19 protein-coding genes are annotated in these 20,492 nt (G+C 73.0%); 6 read left to right on the top strand and 13 right to left on the bottom strand.

Going from position 1 to position 20,492, the window contains the following annotated elements:
* Positions 1 to 9: 9 nt before the first annotated feature.
* The 8 genes from ACZ6KF_RS08610 to ACZ6KF_RS08575 all read right to left on the bottom strand — a co-directional run bounded on the left by ACZ6KF_RS08610 (position 10) and on the right by ACZ6KF_RS08575 (position 7,040).
* Positions 10 to 900 (bottom strand): DUF5936 domain-containing protein, encoded by an 891-nt coding sequence (locus ACZ6KF_RS08610; RefSeq protein WP_356634457.1) that lies wholly within the window; start codon positions 898 to 900, stop codon positions 10 to 12.
* Between the two features lie 37 nt (positions 901 to 937).
* Complete coding sequence (locus ACZ6KF_RS08605) at positions 938 to 1,882, bottom strand: type II secretion system F family protein (RefSeq protein ID WP_469157439.1); 945 nt, start codon at positions 1,880 to 1,882, stop codon at positions 938 to 940.
* Positions 1,883 to 1,892: 10 nt separating this feature from the next.
* Positions 1,893 to 3,230, bottom strand: a complete 1,338-nt coding sequence (locus tag ACZ6KF_RS08600; protein WP_356634461.1) for a CpaF family protein — start codon at positions 3,228 to 3,230, stop codon at positions 1,893 to 1,895.
* Between the two features lie 90 nt (positions 3,231 to 3,320).
* Positions 3,321 to 3,695: a TadE/TadG family type IV pilus assembly protein gene (locus ACZ6KF_RS08595; protein WP_469237792.1), complete on the bottom strand. Its 375-nt coding sequence runs from the start codon at positions 3,693 to 3,695 to the stop codon at positions 3,321 to 3,323.
* A 1-nt stretch (position 3,696) separates the two neighbouring features.
* A complete protein-coding gene (locus ACZ6KF_RS08590) occupies positions 3,697 to 4,083 on the bottom strand; it encodes a TadE family protein (RefSeq protein WP_356634465.1) in 387 nt (128 codons plus the stop codon).
* A gap of 106 nt (positions 4,084 to 4,189) precedes the next feature.
* Positions 4,190 to 5,446: an AAA family ATPase gene (locus ACZ6KF_RS08585; RefSeq protein WP_469237790.1), complete on the bottom strand. Its 1,257-nt coding sequence runs from the start codon at positions 5,444 to 5,446 to the stop codon at positions 4,190 to 4,192.
* A gap of 7 nt (positions 5,447 to 5,453) precedes the next feature.
* On the bottom strand, positions 5,454 to 6,161 hold the full coding sequence (cpaB, locus tag ACZ6KF_RS08580) for a Flp pilus assembly protein CpaB (RefSeq protein ID WP_356634469.1): 708 nt from the start codon (positions 6,159 to 6,161) through the stop codon (positions 5,454 to 5,456).
* A gap of 69 nt (positions 6,162 to 6,230) precedes the next feature.
* Complete coding sequence (locus ACZ6KF_RS08575; RefSeq protein ID WP_356634553.1) at positions 6,231 to 7,040, bottom strand: hypothetical protein; 810 nt, start codon at positions 7,038 to 7,040, stop codon at positions 6,231 to 6,233.
* 344 nt (positions 7,041 to 7,384) lie between these two features.
* On the opposite strand from ACZ6KF_RS08575, the gene ACZ6KF_RS08570 reads away from it, so the two are divergent.
* The 3 genes from ACZ6KF_RS08570 (at position 7,385) to ACZ6KF_RS08560 (ending at position 11,207) form a co-directional block, all read left to right on the top strand.
* Positions 7,385 to 9,097, top strand: a complete 1,713-nt coding sequence (locus tag ACZ6KF_RS08570) for a chitinase (protein WP_469237789.1) — start codon at positions 7,385 to 7,387, stop codon at positions 9,095 to 9,097.
* A gap of 161 nt (positions 9,098 to 9,258) precedes the next feature.
* Positions 9,259 to 9,768 carry a SigE family RNA polymerase sigma factor gene (locus tag ACZ6KF_RS08565; RefSeq protein WP_356634471.1) on the top strand — a complete coding sequence of 170 codons (510 nt, stop codon included), beginning with the start codon at positions 9,259 to 9,261 and terminating at the stop codon, positions 9,766 to 9,768.
* An 86-nt stretch (positions 9,769 to 9,854) separates the two neighbouring features.
* Positions 9,855 to 11,207, top strand: a complete 1,353-nt coding sequence (locus ACZ6KF_RS08560) for a hypothetical protein (RefSeq protein WP_469237787.1) — start codon at positions 9,855 to 9,857, stop codon at positions 11,205 to 11,207.
* A gap of 13 nt (positions 11,208 to 11,220) precedes the next feature.
* On the opposite strand, the gene ACZ6KF_RS08555 is transcribed toward ACZ6KF_RS08560, so the two are convergent.
* Entirely contained in the window at positions 11,221 to 12,507 is a 1,287-nt protein-coding gene (locus tag ACZ6KF_RS08555; protein WP_356634475.1) for an Nramp family divalent metal transporter, read from the bottom strand.
* Positions 12,508 to 12,694: 187 nt separating this feature from the next.
* Here ACZ6KF_RS08555 and ACZ6KF_RS08550 point away from each other — a divergent pair, with 187 nt between their 5' ends.
* Positions 12,695 to 14,047, top strand: coding sequence for a M14 family metallopeptidase (locus tag ACZ6KF_RS08550; RefSeq protein ID WP_356634477.1), 1,353 nt, complete (start codon positions 12,695 to 12,697; stop codon positions 14,045 to 14,047).
* A gap of 1 nt (position 14,048) precedes the next feature.
* Here the strand turns inward: ACZ6KF_RS08550 and ACZ6KF_RS08545 are convergent, their stop codons facing one another.
* The 4 genes from ACZ6KF_RS08545 to ACZ6KF_RS08530 all read right to left on the bottom strand — a co-directional run bounded on the left by ACZ6KF_RS08545 (position 14,049) and on the right by ACZ6KF_RS08530 (position 17,076).
* The gene (locus ACZ6KF_RS08545) at positions 14,049 to 14,609 is read right to left on the bottom strand and encodes a hypothetical protein (RefSeq protein WP_356634479.1); all 561 of its coding nucleotides are present in this window, start codon (positions 14,607 to 14,609) and stop codon (positions 14,049 to 14,051) included.
* Positions 14,610 to 14,726: 117 nt separating this feature from the next.
* Positions 14,727 to 15,137, bottom strand: coding sequence for a RidA family protein (locus tag ACZ6KF_RS08540; RefSeq protein ID WP_356634481.1), 411 nt, complete (start codon positions 15,135 to 15,137; stop codon positions 14,727 to 14,729).
* Positions 15,134 to 15,940 carry an IclR family transcriptional regulator gene (locus ACZ6KF_RS08535; protein WP_356634483.1) on the bottom strand — a complete coding sequence of 269 codons (807 nt, stop codon included), beginning with the start codon at positions 15,938 to 15,940 and terminating at the stop codon, positions 15,134 to 15,136. Before ACZ6KF_RS08535 ends, ACZ6KF_RS08540 begins: the two co-directional genes overlap by 4 nt.
* A complete protein-coding gene (locus ACZ6KF_RS08530) occupies positions 15,937 to 17,076 on the bottom strand; it encodes a sugar kinase (RefSeq protein ID WP_356634485.1) in 1,140 nt (379 codons plus the stop codon). The genes ACZ6KF_RS08535 and ACZ6KF_RS08530 overlap by 4 nt, the downstream gene beginning before the upstream one ends.
* Positions 17,077 to 17,224: 148 nt before the next feature.
* Here ACZ6KF_RS08530 and ACZ6KF_RS08525 point away from each other — a divergent pair, with 148 nt between their 5' ends.
* Together ACZ6KF_RS08525 and ACZ6KF_RS08520 are read left to right on the top strand one after the other, a co-directional pair.
* Entirely contained in the window at positions 17,225 to 18,505 is a 1,281-nt protein-coding gene (locus tag ACZ6KF_RS08525; RefSeq protein ID WP_356634487.1) for an amino acid deaminase, read from the top strand.
* Positions 18,506 to 18,513: 8 nt separating this feature from the next.
* The gene (locus ACZ6KF_RS08520; RefSeq protein ID WP_356634489.1) at positions 18,514 to 20,127 is read left to right on the top strand and encodes an N-acyl-D-amino-acid deacylase family protein; all 1,614 of its coding nucleotides are present in this window, start codon (positions 18,514 to 18,516) and stop codon (positions 20,125 to 20,127) included.
* Positions 20,128 to 20,492: the final 365 nt, after the last annotated feature.

Raw genomic sequence — 20,492 nt, 5'->3', positions numbered from 1 at the left:
CACCCGTCCCTACTCGCCCGTGATGGTGCCGAAGTCGGTGCCCGAGCCGAGCAGCAGGCCCGCGCCGAGGAGCAGCATCGTGGCCGGGACCATGAACGTCGTGATCATCATGGTGGCCTTGGGCACGGCCCGCGCGGCCTTGCGGCGGGCGTTCTGCGCGTCGGTGCGGCGCATGTCCTTGGCCAGGGCCACCAGCGTGTCGACGATCGGCGCGCCGAGTTCCTCGCCCTGCTGGAGCGCCGTGACGAACATGGCGACCTGCTCTGAGTCGTTGCGGCGGCGCAGCTCGGCGAAGGCCTGGCGGCGGCTCATGCCGAGGTCCATCTGGCGCAGGGTGATGCGGATCTCGTCGGCCCAGGGTCCCTCGTACTGGGCCGCCACCCGGTCCAGCGCCTGCCGGAAGCCGAGTCCGGCGCTGACCACGACGGCGAGGACGTCGAGGAAGTCGGGCAGGGTCCGTTCGATCACGTCCCGGCGGATGCGGATCGCCGACCAGATGCCGACCTCGGTCCAGAACGCGCCGAAGGCGAACAGCAGCAGCGCCATCAGCACGTTGCCCTGGAGGAGGAAGATCAGGCCGCCGACGCCGCCCAGGAAGCCGTAGACGGCCCGGCGGGCGGCGTAGCGGTCGATGGTGAGGCCACCGGGGTTGCCCGCCAGGTCGATCCTGCGGCGGTACTTGGCGACCTGCTTGGGGCCCATCAGGCGCAGCACGGCCGGTGCGTGGCGCATGCCCATCCGGTCGACCAGCGAGTCCACCGCGCCGGTGCGGGTGGCCCCGACCTCCAGGGCGAGCGCCAGGTCGTCGGGCAGCCTGGCCTCGGCCCGGTACATGCGGATGCCCGCGAAGACGCCCCAGACGCTCAGGCCCGCCAGCAGTGCGAGCAGCAGTGCTGTCATGTGTTCTCCGTCCCTCCCCTCAACGGCTGTGCGGTCGTCAGACGTCGATCCTCGACATCCGCCGGATCAGGATGAACCCGACGGCGTACAGCGCGAAAGCGATGATCACGCAGGCCTGCCCGACGGGCGAGCCGGTCATGCGGTCCAGGGCCCCGTCCTTGACGCCGTTCATCAGGAAGAGGGAGCCGATGCCCATCACCGGGACGGCGTACGACGTCATGGTGACCTGGGACAGCTGGGTGCGGATCTCGCGGCGGGTCTCCTTGCGCTCCTCCAGCGTCTCGGTGAGGTTGCGCAGGGCGCTGACGACCTGGCCGCCGGCCCGGTTGGACAGGACCAGGGTGGTGACGAGGACGACGAGTTCGCGGGACGGGAGGCGTTCGGCCAGTTCGCCGAGGGCGTCGTCCATGGCGGCTCCGACGGCCAGCTGGTCGGCGACCTTGGCCAGTTCCTCGCCCGCGGGGGCCTCCAGTTCTTCGGCGGCCATGCCGATGGCGGTGCGCAGGGCGAGTCCGGCCTGGGTGGCGTTGGCGAGGATGCGGGCGAGTTCGGGGAGCTGGTTGATGAAGCGCTCGATGCGTTTTTGCCGCTGCCAGTTGAGGAACTGCAGCGCCGCCCACACGCCGAGCAGTCCGGCGATGGGGCCGAAGAAGGGCGCGAGGGTGGCCTGGCCGATCAGCCAGAGGCCGGCCACGGTGGCGAGCATCGCGGCGACGAACTCGCCCGGCGTCACGTCCAGTCCCGTCGCCGCGAGCCGCAGTTCCAGTTTGCGGCCGAGCCGGGTGCGGCGCACCCTGCGGTCCAGGCCGGGGAAGTGGCGGCGCCGGCCGGTGGGCGGGAGCCGGCCGGCGGACGACAGGCGGTCGACCAGGGCCTGCCGCTGGGCCCGGCCGGCGGCGTAGGCGTGCACGCCGGTCACGGCGAGGACGCAGGCCAGCAGGGCGACGCCGGTGGTCAGCGTGGCGAGCGAGTGCAGTTCCATGGGTCGGGTCCTACCTGGCTTCTCGGGTGGCGAGCTGGTCCGTCGACTGGGCGACGCCGAAGGCCTGGGGTATCGGCTGGCCCGCCATGTAGAGGCGGTCGGCGGTGCGGCGGGTGAGCGGGAAGTACCGGAACGCGCCGTGCACGCGGCCGTCGGGGGTCATGGGCTGCGCGTCGAAGCGGGCGACGGTGGTGAGGCGGTACGGCTCTCCGCCGTGGCTGTCGAGGAGGGCGACCTCGGTGATCCGGCGGGCCCCGTCGGCGAAGCGGGTGAGCTGGATGATGACGTCGACGGCGCTGTTGATCTGGTCGTGCAGGGCGGCGAAGGGCACCTCGACGTCGGACATGGACGCGAGGGTCTGCAGCCGCATCAGGGCGTCCTCGGCGCTGTTGGCGTGCACGGTGGCGAGCGAGCCGTCGTGGCCGGTCGACATCGCCTGGAGCATGTCCAGGGACTCGCCGCCGCGGACCTCGCCGACGACGATGCGGTCGGGGCGCATGCGCAGCGAGTTGCGCACCAGGTCGCGGATGGTGACCTGGCCCTTGCCCTCGACGTTGGGCGGGCGGGACTCCAGGCGGATGACATGGCTCTGCTGGAGCTGGAGTTCGGCCGAGTCCTCGATGGTGATGATGCGGTCGCCCTCGGGGATCAGCCCCGACAGGGCGTTGAGCAGCGTGGTCTTGCCGGTGCCGGTGGCGCCCGAGACGATGATGTTGAACCGCGCCTGCACCAGCCCGGCCAGCAGATAGAGCATCGGCTCGTCCAGGGAGCCGAAGGCGATCAGCTCGTGCAGGGTGAACGAGCGCGGGAAGCGGCGGATGGTGAGGGTGGGGCCGGTGAGGGCCAGCGGCGGGATGATGACGTTGACGCGCTCGCCGGAGGGCAGCCGGGCGTCGACCATCGGATTGGACTCGTCGACGCGGCGGTTGACGGTGGAGACGATGCGCTCGATGGTCTGCATCAGCTGGTCGGCGGAGGCGAAGCGCAGCGGCAGCTGCTCCACCCGGCCGCCGCGCTCCACGAAGATCTGGTCGGGGCCGTTGACCATGATCTCGGTGATGGAGGCGTCCTCCAGCAGGGGTTCGAGGATGCCGAGGCCGAGGGCCTCGTCCACGACCCGGCGGATCAGCTGGGCGCGTTCGACGGTCGACAGCACCGGGCCCTCGCGGCTGATGATGTGGCCGAGCACCCGCTCCAGCCGCGCCCTGCGCTCGGCCGCGGCGAGGGAGCTCATCTCCGCGAGGTCGATCTCCTCCAGCAGCTTGGCGCGGTAGGAGGCGACCAGGTGGCCGTCCTCGCCCCGGCCGGTGTTCTCCTCGGGGGAGTTGATGCGTGCGCGCAGGCTCATGACTGCTCCGGTGCTGCTGGGTGACGGGTCGCGGCGGTGGGACGGGCCGGCGCGGCCGGTGGGGACGGGGCGGTCGCACGGTTCATGGCGTCAGTGGTCCATCGGCATCGTCGCGGACTTGGTGGCGTCGCCGAAGTCCCAGCCGGGGACGACGGACGGGATGTCGACGGTGGCCGTCACCCGCACCTCGTCGCCGAGGCCGGTCGCCGCGCAGCTGGTCCCGTCGGCGAGCCAGCCGCTGACGGCGGACCGGCAGTCGGCCGCGTACGGCCCGTCGAGGGAGGCGCTGCGCGCCCCGGCGCGGGCGGCGGTCCCGGCCTGCTGGGCGGTGTAGGCGATCAGCCCGACCTGCACGGCGGCGAGCGCGACGAGGACCAGGACCGGGATGAACCCGAGGTACTCGAGGGCGACCTGGCCGCGGTCGCGGTCGCGGCGGCTTCGCAGGCGGGGACGGTCGTACGGCATCTCAGTCCTTCTCCTCCTCGACGGCCCCCGCGTGGCCGTCGACCTCGAAGGGGAAGGCGACCGTGCCGGGGAAGAGGACGGGCACCCGCAGGCGGACGTCCGCGGTGACGTAGCCGCCGCCTCCGCCGCAGGTCACCTGTGCGCCCCCGGTCCACGCGTCCGGCAGCTTGTCCAGGCCCGCCGCCTCGCAGGCCGCCTGGCGCTCCCCCGGCGGTGCGGCCGTGGCCGCGCGCACCGCCTCGTCGGCGGCGTTGCCCGCGAGGGTGAAGGTGTATCCCAGCAGCACGAACTGCCACAGGAGCACCAGCGTCGCCAGGATCAGCGGGGTCATGCCGAGGAACTCGACGGTGACCTGGCCGCGGTCGCCGGACCGCCGGACGGCGCGCATCCCCCTCACCGGGCCCTCACCGTCCGCACGGCCCGCGACGCCGGGCGAACCCTCACGGCGGCCGTGGCGCCCACGGCACTGCCCGCGCCTGCCTCCCTCACCGCCGTCACCCCCCGTCCTTGCGGCGCCGGAAGCCCGACGCGTTCCGGTCGCCGCGCAGCCGGCTGGCCCTGCGGTGGTCGGCGCCCTCGGGAGCCCTGACGAGGCCGAGTTCGGCGGCGAGGCCCCACAGGGCCTGGCGGACCGTGCTCCTGCCGTCGAGTTCGTGCAGGCGCCCGGCGTCGACGGCCGGCTGGAGTTCCTTGAAGTGGGCGGGGACGGTCGTGGCGGCGACGGCGGTGCCGGTGATCCGACGGATGAGGGGCGGCTGGATCTCGGCGCCGCGGGTGTGCCGGTTGACGACGACGGTGGTCTCCTCGGCCTTGCGGATCTGCAGCCGGTCCCACATCCGCACCGTGCGCTTGGCGCCCCGGACGGCGACCACGTCGGGGGTGGTGACCAGCAGGGCGGTGTCGGCCATCTCGACGGCCGCGGCGCCGGCGCCGCTGAGCTGGGCGCCGCAGTCGATGACGACGGTCTCGTAGCGGGAGCGCAGGGCGCTGACGATCTGCCGGGCGGCGCGGTCGGTGACCTCCTCGCCGCGTTCGCCGTCGCCGGGGGCGAGCAGCAGGGCGAGGCCGGTGTCGTGCCGGAAGACGGCGTCGGCCAGGACGCGGGGGGAGATGTCGGTGATGCCGGCCAGGTCGGCGACCGAGCGCCGGAACTGCACGTCGAGGTAGGAGGCGACGTCGCCGGTCTGCAGGTCCATGTCGACCAGGGCGGTGGCCCGGCCGGAGGCCTGGCTGGCGAGGGCGAGCTGGATGGCGGCGAGGGTGGCGCCGACGCCGCCCTTGGCGCCGCTGACGGTGACGACGGTGCCGCCGGCGCCGGGGACGACGTCGCCGCCGTGGCCGAGGTGGCGCCGTACGCCCACCGACCACTGGGTGACGGCCTGGACGCGGGTGGCGAGTTCCTCGTAGCCCAGCGGCAGGGAGACCAGGCCGCGGGCGCCGGAGTCCATGGCGGCCTGGAAGAGGCCGGGGCTCGCGTCGGAGGTGACGAGGATGACGCCGACGGCGGGGAAGCGCAGCGCGACCTCGCGGATCAGCTCCAGGGCGGGGACGGGGCCGATCCGCTCGTGCACGACGACGACCTCGGGCAGTTCGTCGACGGACTCGGCGGCGAGCCGGGCGAGGGTGTCGACCAGCTGGGTGGAGTCGGTGACCGGGACCAGCGGCTCGGCGTCCGGGAGCTGGCTGAGCAGGGTGGTCACCGAGCGGACCGCGTCCGCGTCGCCGACCGCCGGCAGGATCCTCGTGGGCATGCGGCTCTCACTTGTCCTTCGCGAGTTCGTACGTCCGGTCCGCGTCCGGGACGGTGGTGTCGCCGCCGGGCGCGACCAGGGCGAGCCGGACGCGCGTGGCGAACGACTCGGCGTACGTGAGGCGCTGGGCGTCGAGGGTGGACAGCGCGAAGGTGATCGGCACCGCGTCGGTGGGCCGCCGGCCGTTGTCGCTCTCGTCGGGGTTCAGCGGGGTGAGGTCGCCGACGTCGATCACTTTGGCATTGGTTACGATGATCTTGGACTGGGCGGGATCACCCTCCCGCTCGCCCTCGAAGGTGGCGTACACGTTGACCGTGGAGCCCGGCGTGATCTTGCCGGCCACACCGGTCGCCGCATCGATCATGATGGCGACCTCCTGCTGCCCGGGCTGCAGAGCGGGCTGATCGACGATCATGTCGCTCTGCAGCAGGGAGCCCTCCTTGAGCGTCGTCACCGCGATCTTGCCCCGGACGTCGGCGAGGTCCGTGACCGCGTTGGCGGACAGCCACCGCTCGGGCATCTCGATCTTCTCGAACTGGGCCTCGGTGAGGGGCGTGTACGGCTCCACCTTCGTCTTCAGCCGGTACGCCGTGACCTCGGGTCCGACCTTGGACTCCACGTCGTCGATGACGGAGAGCACGCCCGCGAAGGCGCCGAGGGCGCACAGGACGGACAGGAGCAGGAGTATCACGCCGCGGCGCTGACGGGAGTTCATGAACCGTGCAACCTCATCGGGGGGTTGGGTCGTGCGGACGGGGGCTTTCCGGGGGGCTTCCTGGGCGGATCACCCCGCGGGTAGGGGGTGGTCGTACGTCGGCGCGGTGGCGGAGCAGAAGACGCAGCGGTCGCCGATGACGTCGATGCCGCACCAGTGGCAGCTGCCCTGCCGTACCGAGCCGACCAGTTGGTAGAGGACGGGCAGGTCGGGCAGGAAGGCGCAGAACTCGATCAGTTTGCCGGTGCCCCACCAGGTCGTGGACTCGGCGGGCGGCGGCGCCTCGCGCAGCCCCTGCACCTGCCAGGAGGGGGCGAGGGCGGAGGTGACCCAGTCGGACTGGAGCTGGCCCCTGGCCACCAAGAGGGAGGTGGTGAACTCCGGCCCGGTGAGGGCGGCGTCGGGGCCGATGCGGACCAGCTGCGGGGTGGGGTGGGCGAGCACCGCGAACTGGCTGCCGGGCATCCACGACTTGGCGTGCGAGGTGAGGCCGACGGGGACCCGGTCGAGGCGGGCGACGGAGCCGAGGAGCGCGCCGGCGTGCAGGTAGTGGGTGAGCAGCCGGCCCGCGGAGGCGAGGACGCCGGGGCTGAGGTCGCAGGAGGCCAGCTGGCGCAGCTGGCGGGCCAGGACGGCCAGGGCGAGCGGCGGCAGGTCGGGCCGGAACAGGGCGATGCGGTCGCTCTCCAGCAGCGAGCGGACGGTGTGCAGCCGGCGTTCGACCCCGGCGGGGACGGCGCGCGAGAGGACGACGATCAGATGGCCGTGCACGTCGAGCAGGGTCTGCGTCTCGGCGAGGACCTCCTCCAGGGGACGCCGGTCGAGGTCGCCGAGGACGACGGCGGGCAGGGTGCGTTCGTCCTGTGGTGGCAGCGCCATGTCGGCGCTGGTCACGGCAATGGCTGTGGGCACGCGCAGCTCCCCGTTTTCCCGCCCGGTCGGTCCTCCGGAGCTGACTGCGGCGGACCGAGGTGACTTCACTGCGTGACTACGTCAGCACTGTATCCACGCCGCGATGACGGGTGAACAGCGTTTCCGTTGCCGGTGGACAACTGCCTCGGCACAACTGCCGTCAAACCCGCACAGCCTGTGCAACCGGTCGAACACCCCGCGCGCACCGCACCCCTTGACAACCGAATTGGTCTGGACCAACTTGTACCTCCGGCGGTGGCCACCGTCCCCATCCCACTCCCCCACCGGAGGCCCCAGTGGACCGCGCAACAGTGGACCGCGAAACAGGCACGCCCCGACGGAGACGGACCCGCCTCTGGGCGGGCGCCGTGACCGCCGCCCTCGCCCTCGGCGTGGCCGGCATCGCCCCGGCGTCGGCGGCGGACGTCAACAACGCGAAGAACGCCGGGTTCGAGGCGGGTCTGGGCAACTGGACGTGTTCCGCGAACAGCGGCACGACCGTCTCCTCCCCGGTGCACGCCGGCAGCGCCGCGCTCAAGGCCACCCCGGCCGGGCACGACAACGCCCGCTGCACCCAGACGGTCGCCGTCCGCCCCAACTCGACGTACAAGCTGAACGCCTGGGTCCAGGGCGGGTACGCCTACCTGGGCGCGACCGGCACCGGCACGACCGACGTGTCGACCTGGACGCCCGACTCCGGCGCCTGGAAGCAGCTGTCGACCACCTTCACCACCGGCGCCAACACCACCTCGGTGACGGTCTACACGCACGGCTGGTACGGCCAGGCCGCCTACTTCGTGGACGACGTCTCGGTGTTCGGCCCCGACGGCGGCGGGGGCGGCGACGGCCCGGGCGGCCCGACGATCCCCGGCGCCCCGGCCGGGCTGACGGTGTCCGGCGCCACGTCCTCCTCCGTCTCCCTGGCCTGGAACACGGTTTCCGGCGCGACGGGGTACAACGTCTACCGCAACGGCACCAAGGTCACCGCCGTCACCGGCACCTCGGCCACCGTGACCGGCCTCGCCGCCTCCACCTCGTACAGTTTCCAGGTGACGGCGACCAACGCGGCCGGCGAGTCGCCCAAGTCGGCGACCGTGACCGGCACGACGACGCCGACCGGCGGGGGCGGCGGCGGTTCCGTGCCCAAGCACGCGGTCACCGGCTACTGGCAGAACTTCAACAACGGCGCCACCGTGCAGAAGCTGTCGGACGTCCCGGCCCACTACGACATCATCGCCGTGTCCTTCGCGGACGCCACCTCCACGCCGGGCGCGGTCACCTTCAACCTGGACTCGGCCGGGCTCGGCGGCTACACCGTCGACCAGTTCAAGGCCGACCTGCGCGCCAAGCAGGCCGCCGGCAAGAAGGTGATCATCTCGGTCGGCGGTGAGCTGGGGCGGGTCGCGGTCAACGACGCGGCCTCCGCGACCAACTTCGCCAACTCCGTGTACTCCCTGATGCAGACGTACGGCTTCGACGGCGTCGACATCGACCTGGAGAACGGCCTCAACGCCACCTACATGACGCAGGCGCTGCGCGCGCTGTCCGCGAAGGCCGGCCCGTCGCTGGTCATCACGATGGCCCCGCAGACCATCGACATGCAGTCCACGTCCAACGCGTACTTCCAGACGGCCCTGAACATCAAGGACATCCTCACGGTCGTCAACATGCAGTACTACAACAGCGGTTCGATGCTGGGCTGCGACGGCAAGGTCTACAGCCAGGGCACGGTGGACTTCCTGACCGCCCTCGCCTGCATCCAGCTGGAGAACGGCCTCGCCCCGTCCCAGGTGGGCCTCGGCGTGCCGGCGTCCACCCGTGCGGCGGGCGGCGGCTACGTCGCCCCGTCGGTGGTGAACAACGCCCTCGACTGCCTGACCCGCGGCACCAACTGCGGCACCTTCAAGCCCGCCCGGACCTACCCCGACCTGCGCGGCGCGATGACCTGGTCGACCAACTGGGACGCGACGGCCGGCAACGTCTGGTCCAACACGGTGGGCCCGCACGTCGACGCCCTGCCGTAGCCGGTCCTTCCACCCCTCGATCCTTCCCCAAGGTCCGCGCCTTCGCCCGCAGTTCGGGTGGGGGCGCGGACCTTTTCCGTGCGCGCCGTGAAACATTTCCCGGGGCCCACCGCATCAATGAGGTGAAGCAGCACCGACACGGCAGGGACCAGGGGGAACGCATGAGACAGAGTCTCGCGGACGGGTACGCGGAGTTCGCGGGGGCACGGGCGGGTCATCTGTACCGCTCCGCGTGCCTGCTCACCGCCGGCGACAGCCATCTCGCCGAGGATCTGGTGCAGGAGACCCTCGGGCGGCTGTACGTCCGCTGGGGGCGGGTCTCCCGGGCCCAGAACCCCGCCGGGTACGCGCAGGTCGTCCTCACCCGTACGTTCCTCGCCCATCGGCGCCGGCGCAGCAGCAGCGAGCGCTCGACGGACGTGTTCCCGGACCTGGCCGGCTCCGGCGACGGCGACACGCCGCTGCGGCTGACGCTGCTGGAGGCGCTGTCCCGGCTGCCTCCGAAGGACCGGGCCGTGATCGTCCTGCGCTACTGGGAGGACCGCTCCATCGAGCAGACCGCCGAGGCGCTGGGCGCCAGCTCGGCCGCCGTGCGCACGCGCTGCGTCCGCGCGCTGGGCAGGCTGCGGGAACTGCTGGGCGAGGACCTCGCCGAGTACGCCAGGACCTGACCGGGTTTCCGCCCCTCCCCGCGCCTCCTCTTCTCCTCTCACCTCCTCTCTCTCATCTCGCTCACCTCTGGAAACGGTGGTTTGTCATGCGCGTCGAACAGCACAACGATCCCTTCGAGGAGCACCTCGCGGGCGCCCTGCACCAGGCCGGCGACACGTTCGGCGCCGATCCGGCCGCGCTCGTCGCCGGTGGCGCGGCCCGTGGCCGGCGGGCCCGGCTGCGCCGCCGGGCGGCCCTCGTGGGCGGCGTGGCCGGCGTCGCCGCGATCGCGGTGGGCGGCAGTCTGCTGCTCCCGAACGGCGGCTCAGCGGAGCGGACCAACGTCGCCGCGACCCGGTCGGCCGAGCCCGTCGAGACCGCCGACGACGGCGACGGCGGCAACTCCGTCGGCGCCACCGGGTCCGCCAGGCCCACGAAGAAGCCCGGAACCGGCTCCGGCTCCGGGTCCGGCTCCGGCTCGATCTCCGGTTCCGTCTCCGCCGACGAGATGGTCCGGATGCTCACCAGGCTGCTCCCGAAGGGCGAGGTGACCCCGGGGACGGCGCGCGGCACGGGCGAGGACCTGCCGCCGGTCGCCCGGGTCGTGTTCGACGACGGCAAGGGCGCGGCCGCGGTCTCGGTGCTCGTCGAGCGGCTTCGGGTCCCGCAGGGCGAGGTCTTCGAGCCGATGAACCACGTCATGCCCTGCCCCGAGACGGACCTGCCGCACATGGACAGGTGCACGATCGAGACGCTGCCCGACGGATCCGTGCTCGGCCTCGTCCAGGGGTACACGTACCCGGACCGGCGCGAGGACACCAAGATGTGGAGCGCCGAACTGGTCACCCCGGCCGGGCAGCAGGTGAGCGTGCACGAGTGGAACGCCCGCGCCGAGAAGGGTGAGCCGGTCACCCGCCCGGAACCGCCGCTGTCCATGAAGCAGCTGAAGCGGGTGGCCACGGCCAAGCAGTGGCGCGACGTCGCCGAGCTCCTCCCCGAGCCGCCCGCGACGGAAGTCCCCGAGGCGCCCTCCGGGGACGGGGGCAAGGCCCTCCTGGGCGCCCTCACCGATGCGCTGCCCGACCGGGTGGAGGTCGTCGGCAGCGACCACCAGGACGGGTTCGCGTACGTCGTCGTGGACGACGGCAAGGGCAGGAGCTATGTCCAGATCAACCTGCAGTCCGACATGCGCGACGTCGCGGACGAGCTGTACGGCCCCGACGCCGAGACCCTCCCCGACGGCACCCGTGTGGCGACGTACCAAGGGCCGGGCGAGAAGGGCGGCGAAGGGGTCGTGGAGTGGAAGGTCGACACGATGCGCGAGGACGGCAGGCGCGTGGTGATCAGCGCCTTCAACGCCGCCGCCCAGCGGGGCCCGCAGACGCGACCGGAACCGGCGCTCACCATGGACGAGCTGCGGGAGATCGCGCTCGACCCGAAGTGGAACGCCCTCGGCTGACCTCGGCCGCCGCTCAGAAGAACTCCGACCACGGCTGGTCCCAGATCTGCTTCACGCACAGCACCAGGAACAGCAGCCCGGCCAGGGCCAGCGTCCCGTTGCTCAGCCGGCCGTTGCGCCACTCGGCGGGCGTGCGGGAGGAGTTGAGCAGCCAGATCAGCGTGAGGGCGAGGAAGGGCATGAAGGCCGCGCCCAGCACGCCGTAGAGGATGACCAGGCGGAAGGGCTGGCCCTCGAAGAGCAGGACCATGGGCGGGAAGGTCAGCCACAGCAGGTAGGCGCGGAACGGCCAGGACCGTTCGCGCTCGCCGGAGGCGACCTCCTCGCCCGTGGTCCGTCGGCGTTCCCGGTAGCGGGCGGCGAAGTCGGCGAACATCAGGCTCACTCCGTGCCAGACGCCGATCAGCGAGGTGAAGGAGGTGGCGAAGAAGCCGATCAGGAAGAACTTGGCCGTGGCCGTGCCGTACTCGTCCTCCAGGATGTCGCCGAGCTGGACGAGCCCCTTGTCGCCGCCCGCGATCGAGACGTTCGCGGAGTGCAGCAGCTCGGCGCCGACGAAGAGCATCGCGACGACGAAGACGCCGGTCGTCAGGTAGGCGACGCGGTTGTCCAGCCTCATGATCCGCATCCAGCCGGGGCCGGTCCAGCCCTTGGCGTTGACCCAGTAGCCGTACGCGGCCAGGGTGATGGTGCCGCCGACGCCGCCGATCAGGCCGAGGGTGTTGAGGACGGAGTCCTTCTCGTCGGGCAGGACCGGCAGCAGCCCGGCGAGGGCGTCGGGAAGGTTGGGCGTGACGCGGATCGCGAGGTAGACGGTCACCACGAACATGACGCCGACCAGGACCGTCATGACCTTCTCGAAGACCGCGTACTTGTTGAACCAGACGAACACCAGCCCGGCCAGTCCGCAGGCGATGGCCCACCACTTCAGGTCCATCACGTCCGGGAACAGGGCCTGCAGCGGAAGCCCGCTGGACGACATCGCCGCCGCGCCGTAGACGAAGCCCCAGACCACGACGTACACGGCGAAGAAGACGGTGGTCCACGGGCCCAGACTGGCCCAGCCGTCGAAGAGGGTGCGGCCGGTGGACAGGTGCCAGCGGCCGGCCGCCTCCGCGAGGGAGATCTTCACCAGGCAGCCCACGACCGCCGCCCACAGCAGCGTGTAGCCGAAGTTGCTGCCCGCGATGAGCGTGGCGACGAGGTCGCCGGCGCCGACGCCGGTCGCCGCCACCACGATGCCGGGCCCGATGTGCTTCCACACGCTCTTGGTGCTCGCCGCGCTCTTGCTGTTCGCCATGGAGGCCAAGAAAGCCCAAAGCGGTCCGGGGGACAAGAGGGCCTGCGCTCTTGACCTGGTCATGCCATACGCCCACGATGGGCGCCACACCCGCACAGCACGACGTACGTCGCACGAAAGCACCACCCCCCGCTCCACTCCCCGTTTCCGGAAGACCCCGGAACTCCTGGAGAACCAAGGAGACTTCATGCGACTTCGCATCCGCGGCTCGGGCGTTCGCGGCGGCAGGCGCACCGCCGCCGTCGCCGCCCTGCTGGCCCTCACCCTCGCGGCCCCCCTCTCGGCGACGGCCACCGACGCCACCGCCGACAGCGCCGAACGGGCCACGGCCTCGGCGGACGACGTCCGCCAGTACGAGGTCCACCTGCACTCCACCGCGGAGGACCGCACGGCCCTCCAGCGGGCCGGCGTCACCGTCGACGAGGTGCACGGCCACGGCGTCGTGGTCTCCGGCCGCGCCGACCAGATCAGGAAGCTGCGCGCGCTCGGCTACGACGTCACCGCCCTCGGCGCCGTCCCCGACCGCTCCGCCGGCGAGGACGACATCCGCCTCTACGACTTCCCGTCCGCCGACTCGCGTTACCACAACTACGCGGAGATGACGACGGCGATCAACTCGATCGTCTCGGCGAACCCGTCCATCGCCAGCCAGCGGGTCATCGGCACCTCCTACCAGGGCCGCAACATCGTCGCCGTGAAGATCAGCGACAACGTCGGCAGCGACGAGGCCGAGCCCGAGGTGCTGTTCACCCACCACCAGCACGCCCGCGAGCACCTCACCGTCGAGATGGCGCTCTACCTGCTGCGCGAGCTGACCTCCGACTACGGCACCGACTCCCGGGTCACCAGCATGGTGAACAACCGCGAGATCTGGATCATCCCGGACCTCAACCCGGACGGCGGCGAGTACGACATCGCCAGCGGCTCCTACCGCTCCTGGCGCAAGAACCGGCAGCCCAACTCCGGTTCGACCTACGTCGGCACCGACCTGAACCGCAACTGGAACTACCGCTGGGGCTGCTGCGGCGGCTCCTCCGGCTCACCGTCCTCCGACACCTACCGGGGCAGCGCCCCCGAGTCGGCCAAGGAGGTCAAGGTCGTGTCCGACTTCGTGCGCAGCCGGGTCGTCGGCGGCACGCAGCAGATCAAGGCGGGCATCGACTTCCACACGTACAGCGAGCTGGTGCTGTGGCCGTTCGGCTACACCTACTCGGACACCACGACCGGGATGACGGCGGACGACCGCAACGCCTTCGCCGCGGTCGGGCAGAAGATGGGCGCCAGCAACGGCTACACCGCGGAGCAGTCCAGCGACCTCTACATCACCGACGGGTCGATCGACGACTACCTCTGGGGCGTGCACAAGATCTTCGGATACACCTTCGAGATGTACCCGGCGTCCAGTTCCGGGGGCGGTTTCTACCCGCCCGACGAGGTGATCGAGCGGGAGACCTCCCGGAACCGGGACGCGGTCCTGCAACTGCTGGAGAACGCGGACTGCATGTACCGCTCCATCGGCAAGCAGGCGCAGTACTGCTGAATCAGTCGTCGCTCTCCCGGTCCTTCGCGGCGTCGCCGTCGCGGTCCTCGGCGCCTTCCTCGAAGTAGGCGTCGAGGACCTCGTCCAGGCGCTCGTCCCACTCCTTGTGCTGGGAGCGGGACCTGGCCAGGATCTCGATCGGGTACCAGCGGCGTTCGTGCGTGTGGACGGTGACGGTGTACCGCTTGCCGAAGCGGGCCGTCTCCGTCTCCACCGCGCCGATCTCGTCCCAGCGGAACTCGCACCGCTCCTCGTCGAGGCTCAGGCGCACGCCCCTGCGGTCGGCGACGATGCGGGCCCGGAAGTCGGCGGCCTCGAAGACGGGGCCGTCGACGACCGCCTCGTCCTCCGCCTCGTCGTCCGGCTCCGCCTCTGCCGGTTCCCCCTCGGACGCCGCGACGTCACCGGTCTCCTCGGAGCCGGCGCCCGACGCCTCGGGCGTCTCCTCGGTCGCGTCCTCCGGTTCGCCGGCGGCGGGCGAGGTGAGCCCGGGGATGAAGGCCGGGTCGAAACCGGCGCCCTCCAGGGGCTGGCTGCTCGTACCTATACGCTGCTGCTCCACAGCGGAGCAGTATGGTCGACAAACCTGTGCCGGAGACAGTCGACACCGACTTCGTTATCAGACCCCTACACGAAACGGCCGCACGCAGCCCTGCGGGGCCCCGCAGAACGGCGCGGATCAGCCCAGCACGGCGAGGGCGTCGATCTCGATCAGCAGGCCCGGCGGCAGGCCGACGTAGACGGTCGTACGGGCGGCGGGCGGCTGGGTGAGCCCCTGCTCCTCGAAGTAGGCGTCGTAGAGGGCGTTCATCTCGGCGAAGTGGTCCACGTCCGTCAGATAGACGCGGATCATCATCACGTCGTCCCAGGTCGCTCCGCCCTCCTCCAGGATCGCCTTGACGTTGGCGAGCGTCTGCAGGGTCTGCTCGCGCAGGGTCGGGCCGGCCGGCGTCGGGGGCCGGCCCTCCTCGGCGGGCAGGAAGCCGACCTGCCCGGCGACCTGGAGGATGTTGCCCTTGCGCACGCCGTGCGAGAACTTCGCGGGCGGCGCGGTGTGGGTGCCGGGCGTGAGGGCGATCTTGTCGGTCATGGGGTTCCTTGGGTTCCGTCGGTTCCGTCGGTTTCTTGCCGGGGGCCGGGGCCGGGGCCGGGGGTCCTCCCGGAGTACTCCGCGCTGATCGCGTCCGCCGTACGGCGCACCAGCGGGAGCAGCGCGAGGAGTTCGTCGCCGGTGACGACCACGTTGGGGGCGGACACCGACATCGCGGCGGCGACCCGGCCGTCGGCCCCGCGCACCGGCGCGGCGACGCAGTTGATGGACTCCTCGTGGCCGCCCATGTCGGTGGCCCAGCCCTGTTCGCGCACCTTCTCCAGCTCCCGCAGGAAGGCGGCGGGGCCCGGCGTCGAACGGGCGGTGTACATCGGGTAGTCGAGCTTCTCCGCGAGGGCGCGGCGCTCGGGCTCGGGGAGGTCGGCGAGGAGCAGCTTGGCGACGGCGGCGACGGTGATGGCGACGGGGCGGCCGATGCGCGAGTACATCCGGACGGGGTAACGGCTGTCGACCTTGTCGATGTAGAGCACCTCGCCGTCCTCGTACACCGCGAGGTGCACGGTGTGTCCGCAGCTCTCGCCGAGGCGGACGAGGTGCGGGTGGGCGATCTCGCGGACGTCGAGGTTCTCCATGGCCTCCTGCGCGAGCGCGAACAGCCGGGCGCCGAGGCGGTAGCGCTGGTCGGACTGGCGGTAGACGAGGCCGTGTTCGTGCAGGGTGCGCAGGAGGCGCAGGGCGGTGGACTTGTGCACGCCGAGCCGGTCGGCGACCTCGCCGAGACCGGCGGGGCCCTCGGCGAGCAGGGGCAGGATGCTCAGCGCGCGGTCGACGGTCTGGCTCATGGCGTACGCCTCTCCTCCTCGGCCCGGTGCGCGGCCCGGCCGGTGCGGTCCGCCACGGCCGGGTGCGGCGCCCGGCCGGTGCCGTCCTTCCCGCGCCCGTCCGCCGTCCGGCCGGTCCAGCCGGGGCCGAGTCGCAGTCTCCCCCACGCCGCGTCGTCCAGTGCGGCCAGCCGGTCGGCGTGGTCGCGGGCGGGCGGCGGGGCGAGGTCGCCGGGGACGGTGAGGGCGGCGGCGGCCATGAGGTGGCCGTGGCGCAGCCGGTCGCGGACGGGCAGCCCGCGCAGGGTGGCGGAGAGGTACCCGGCGGCGAAGGCGTCGCCCGCGCCGACCTCGGCGACGACGTCGACGCGGAGGGCGGGGGCGAAGGTGACGCCGCCCTCCCGGTCGAGGACGGTCGCGCCGCCGCGCCCCTGCTTGACGACGAGCGCGGCCGGTTCGGGAAGGGCGTCGCGCAGGGCCTCGGGCCCGTCCAGTCCCCAGGCCTCGCGGGCCTCGTCCTCCCCGACGAAGACGAGGTCGGCGCCGCGGGCGAGGTCGAGCAGCAGCCGCGGGCCGTCGGCGCCCCGGCGCCCGCGCCACAGCGAGGGCCGGTGGTTGACGTCGAAGGAGACCAGCGGGCGGCCGGGGCGGGGCGCGGTCAGCTCGCGCAGCAGGTCGAGGCAGTCGCCGGAGAGCGCGGCGGTGATCCCGGACAGGTGCAGCACGCGTCCCGCGCGGACGGCGGCGAGGTCGACGGTGCCGACGCCCATCGCGGAGGCCGCCGACCCGGCGCGGTAGTAGGCCACCTCGTGGCCCGCGCCGGCCCGGTCCCCGCCCGTGCGGAAGTAGACGCCGGTCGGCCGGTCGGGGTCCCGGCGCACGGCGCAGACGTCGACGCCGTACGCCGCGATCGCGCCGACCAGATGGTCGCCGAAGCCGTCGGCGCCGACCCGGCCGACCCAGCGGGCGGTGTGCCCGGCGGCGGCCAGCGCGCAGGCGACGTTGGACTCGGCGCCGCCGATCGCCCGGTCGAAGGAGGGCACGTCGGCGAGGCGGCCGGGCCGGGCGGGCAGGAAGGCGACCATGGACTCGCCGAGCGCGACGACGTCCACGAGCGCGGGGGCGTCGGGGGTGGCGAGGGCACCGTTGGAGGACACGACGGCGGGGCTCCTCGGTCGGCGGCGGGACGCGGGAGACACCGTTGACCCGCGCTCGGCCGAGATGTTAGACAGCGGGGAGCGACATACGCAATGCGCGTTGCACTATCTGCAACGCGACCGGCAGCAGTCTCGTCTGGAGGGTTGCATGGCCCGCAACACCGGCACCGACGCCCTCGCCCGCCTCGCCGAGGAACGCGTCGACCACCGCTTCAAGGGTCTGCCCCCGGACGCCGACGGACTGACCGTCGGCGAGCTGGCCGCCCAGCGCCGCAACCTGTTCACCGGCGGCTTCACCACCCCCGTCCTCGCCCTGTCCGCCGAGCACCTGGAGCACAACCTGCGGCTGATGGCCGGGTACGCCGCCCGGCACGGCCTCGCCTTCGCCCCGCACGGCAAGACCTCCATGGCCCCGCAGCTGTTCCACCGTCAGATCGAGTACGGCGCCTGGGGCATCACGCTCGCCGTGCCGCACCAGGTGCGCGTGGCACGGGCGTTCGGCGTCGGGCGGGTCTTCCTCGCCAATCAGCTGGTCGACCCGGCGGCGCTGCGCTGGGTCGCCGCCGAACTGGCCGCCGACCCGGACTTCCGGTTCGTCTGTTACGTCGACTCGGTGCGCGGCGTCGAGCTGATGTCCGCCGCCCTGGAGGGTACGGCGGCCCGCCCGGTGGACGTGGTGGTCGAGCTGGCCGCCGGGGAGGGGGCCCGCACCGGTGTGCGCACGGAGGCGGAGTGCGCCGAGGTGGCGGACGCGGTGGCCGCCGCCCCCGGCCTGCGGCTGACCGGCGTCGCGGGCTACGAGGGCGAGGTGCCGCGGGCCGACCCGCAGCGGGTGGCGGCGTGGCTGCGCCGGCTGGTCGCGCTCGCGGCGGACTTCGACCGCGCCGGGCGGTTCGCAAAGGCGGAGGAGATCGTCGTCAGCGCGGGCGGCAGCGCCTGGTTCGACGCGGTCGCCGAGGCGTTCGCCGGAGTCCCGGACATGTCGCGGCCGGTGCTGAGGCTGCTGCGCTCGGGCGCGTACGTCTCCCACGACGACGGCCACTACCGCAGGCTCACCCCCTTCGCCCGCGTTCCCGAGGAGGGCGCCCTCGAACCCGCGTTCCGGCTCTGGACGCAGGTCGTCTCCCGGCCCTCCCCCGGCCAGGCGTTCCTCAACGCGGGCAAGCGGGACGCGGCGTACGACCTCGATCTGCCGGTCCCGCAGGCCGTGCGCCGGGGCGGCACCGAGCGCCCGGCCGCCGGGATCGAGGTGACCGCCCTGTCCGACCAGCACACCTGGCTGCGCACCGGCCCGGACGCGGACCTGGAGGTCGGCGACTGGGTCGGCCTCGGCCTGTCCCACCCGTGCACGTCCTTCGACAAGTGGCAGCTGATCCCGGTGGCGGAGGCGGACGGCACGGTGGTCGACTGCGTCCGCACGTTCTTCTAGGGGGCACGGTGGAGGAGCTGGTCGTCCGGGACGCGGACGTCGTCGACGGCACCGGGGCGGACTCCTACCGCGCCGACGTCGTGATCGGCGGCGGCCGGATCGTCTCGATCGTCAAGGAGGCGGCGGCCGCCGGCTGCCAGCGCCCCCGGGCCCGGCGCGAGCTGGACGCCGAGGGCCTCGTCCTCGCCCCCGGCTTCATCGACATGCACGCGCACAGCGACCTCGCCCTGCTGCGCGACCCCGACCACAGCGCCAAGGCCGCGCAGGGCGTGACGCTGGAGGTGCTCGGCCAGGACGGGCTGTCGTACGCGCCGGTCGACGACCGCACGCTCGCCGAGGTGCGCCGGGCGATCGCCGGGTGGAACGGCCCCGGCGACGACGTCGACTTCGACTGGCGGACGGTCGGCGAGTACCTGGACCGCCTCGACCGCGGCATCGCGGTGAACGCCGCCTACCTCGTCCCGCAGGGCACCGTCCGGGCGCTGGTCGTCGGCTGGGAGGACCGGGCGGCGACGCCGGAGGAGCTGGAGCGGATGCGGCGGCTGGTCGCCGAGGGCCTGGAACAGGGCGCGGTCGGCCTGTCCTCCGGGCTCACCTACACGCCCGGCATGTACGCCGACGCGGCCGAGCTGACCGAGCTGTGCCGGGTCGTCGCCCGCTACGGCGGCTACTACTGCCCGCACCACCGCTCCTACGGCGCCGGCGCGCTGGAGGCGTACGGCGAGATGCTGGCCGTGGCCCGGGAGGCGGGCTGCGCCCTGCACCTGGCCCACGCCACGATGAACTTCGGCGTGAACGCGGGCCGCGCCCCCGAGCTGGGGGCGCTCCTCGACGCGGCGCTCGACGCCGGCGCCGACGTCACCCTCGACAGCTATCCGTACACCGCCGGCTGCACCACCCTCGCCGCGCTGCTGCCGGGCTGGGCGGGCGCGGGCGGCCCCCAGGCGCTGCTGGCCCGGCTGGCGGACCCGGCGACGGCCGCGCGGATCCGGCACGAGCTGGAGGTCACCGGCTCGGACGGCTGTCACGGGGTGCCGGTGGAGTGGGACACGGTCGAGATCTCCGGCGTGACCGATCCGGCGTTCGGCGCGTACGTCGGCCGTACGGTGGCGGAGTCGGCGGCGCTGCACGGCGAGGAGCCGTGGACCGTCGCCCACCGGCTGCTGGTCGGCGACCGGCTCGGCCCGACCGTCCTCCAGCACGTCGGCCACGAGGAGAACGTCCGCGCGATCATGCGGCACCGGGCGCACACCGGGGGCTCGGACGGCATCCTCCAGGGCGCGAAGCCCCACCCCCGCGCCTACGGCACGTTCCCGCACTACCTCGGCCGGTACGTGCGGGAGCTGGGCGTGCTGACGCTGGAGGAGTGCGTGGCCCGTCTCACCGGCCGCCCGGCGGCCCGGCTGCGGCTGCCCGACCGGGGCGTGGTCCGCGAGGGCCACCGCGCCGACCTGGTCCTGTTCGACCCGGCCACGGTCGCCGCCGGCGCGGCCTACGACGCCCCGCGCGCCCTGCCGACGGGCATCCCGTACGTCCTGGTCGACGGCCGCTTCGTCATCGAGGACGGCCGGCGCACCGACGTCCTCGCGGGTCGCGCGGTCCGCCGGACCCCCACCGGCTGACCGGCCCGCCCGCGCGGCCGGCCCGGGAGCCGTCGACCCGGCCCGCCGCACCGCCGATTCACCCGCGGAAACCTGCCCGGCGCGCGCCGTCGGTCCCCCGAGCCCTCGCCGTCAGTCCCGCCGAACCGTCGCCGTCGGCCTGCCGAACCTTCGCCCCGCCGGCCTCCACGCCGTAGGCTCCGGCACGTCGTCAGCTCCGGCGGCGTCGGGCCTCGGACGGGAACCGCGACCACGCCCCGACCCGGGCGCGCCCCCTTCCGACCCCCGGCCCGTGGCCGTGGGGCAGGCGCCGCAACGGCCCGTCCCCGGCGGCCCCACTGCCGTCGCGCCGAGCAGCACACCCTGCCCATCCACGGGAGCCGCCC

It is taken from the genome of Streptomyces sp. NPDC046379, from assembly GCF_055587785.1.
The sequence above is the reverse complement of the archived record's forward strand: the minus strand, read 5'-3'. Positions and strand labels throughout refer to the sequence as shown.

Excerpts from the sequence above, each read along its gene's own strand:
- ACZ6KF_RS08610 (WP_356634457.1), bottom strand. The coding sequence starts at position 900 with ATGACAGCACTGCTGCTCGCACTGCTGGCGGGCCTGAGCGTCTGGGGC.
- ACZ6KF_RS08605 (WP_469157439.1), bottom strand. The coding sequence starts at position 1,882 with ATGGAACTGCACTCGCTCGCCACGCTGACCACCGGCGTCGCCCTGCTG.
- ACZ6KF_RS08600 (WP_356634461.1), bottom strand. The coding sequence starts at position 3,230 with ATGAGCCTGCGCGCACGCATCAACTCCCCCGAGGAGAACACCGGCCGG.
- ACZ6KF_RS08595 (WP_469237792.1), bottom strand. The coding sequence starts at position 3,695 with ATGCCGTACGACCGTCCCCGCCTGCGAAGCCGCCGCGACCGCGACCGC.
- ACZ6KF_RS08590 (WP_356634465.1), bottom strand. The coding sequence starts at position 4,083 with ATGCGCGCCGTCCGGCGGTCCGGCGACCGCGGCCAGGTCACCGTCGAG.
- ACZ6KF_RS08585 (WP_469237790.1), bottom strand. The coding sequence starts at position 5,446 with ATGCCCACGAGGATCCTGCCGGCGGTCGGCGACGCGGACGCGGTCCGC.
- cpaB (WP_356634469.1), bottom strand. The coding sequence starts at position 6,161 with ATGAACTCCCGTCAGCGCCGCGGCGTGATACTCCTGCTCCTGTCCGTC.
- ACZ6KF_RS08575 (WP_356634553.1), bottom strand. The coding sequence starts at position 7,040 with ATGGCGCTGCCACCACAGGACGAACGCACCCTGCCCGCCGTCGTCCTC.
- ACZ6KF_RS08565 (WP_356634471.1), top strand. The coding sequence starts at position 9,259 with ATGAGACAGAGTCTCGCGGACGGGTACGCGGAGTTCGCGGGGGCACGG.
- ACZ6KF_RS08560 (WP_469237787.1), top strand. The coding sequence starts at position 9,855 with ATGCGCGTCGAACAGCACAACGATCCCTTCGAGGAGCACCTCGCGGGC.
- ACZ6KF_RS08555 (WP_356634475.1), bottom strand. The coding sequence starts at position 12,507 with ATGGCGAACAGCAAGAGCGCGGCGAGCACCAAGAGCGTGTGGAAGCAC.
- ACZ6KF_RS08550 (WP_356634477.1), top strand. The coding sequence starts at position 12,695 with ATGCGACTTCGCATCCGCGGCTCGGGCGTTCGCGGCGGCAGGCGCACC.
- ACZ6KF_RS08540 (WP_356634481.1), bottom strand. The coding sequence starts at position 15,137 with ATGACCGACAAGATCGCCCTCACGCCCGGCACCCACACCGCGCCGCCC.
- ACZ6KF_RS08535 (WP_356634483.1), bottom strand. The coding sequence starts at position 15,940 with ATGAGCCAGACCGTCGACCGCGCGCTGAGCATCCTGCCCCTGCTCGCC.
- ACZ6KF_RS08525 (WP_356634487.1), top strand. The coding sequence starts at position 17,225 with ATGGCCCGCAACACCGGCACCGACGCCCTCGCCCGCCTCGCCGAGGAA.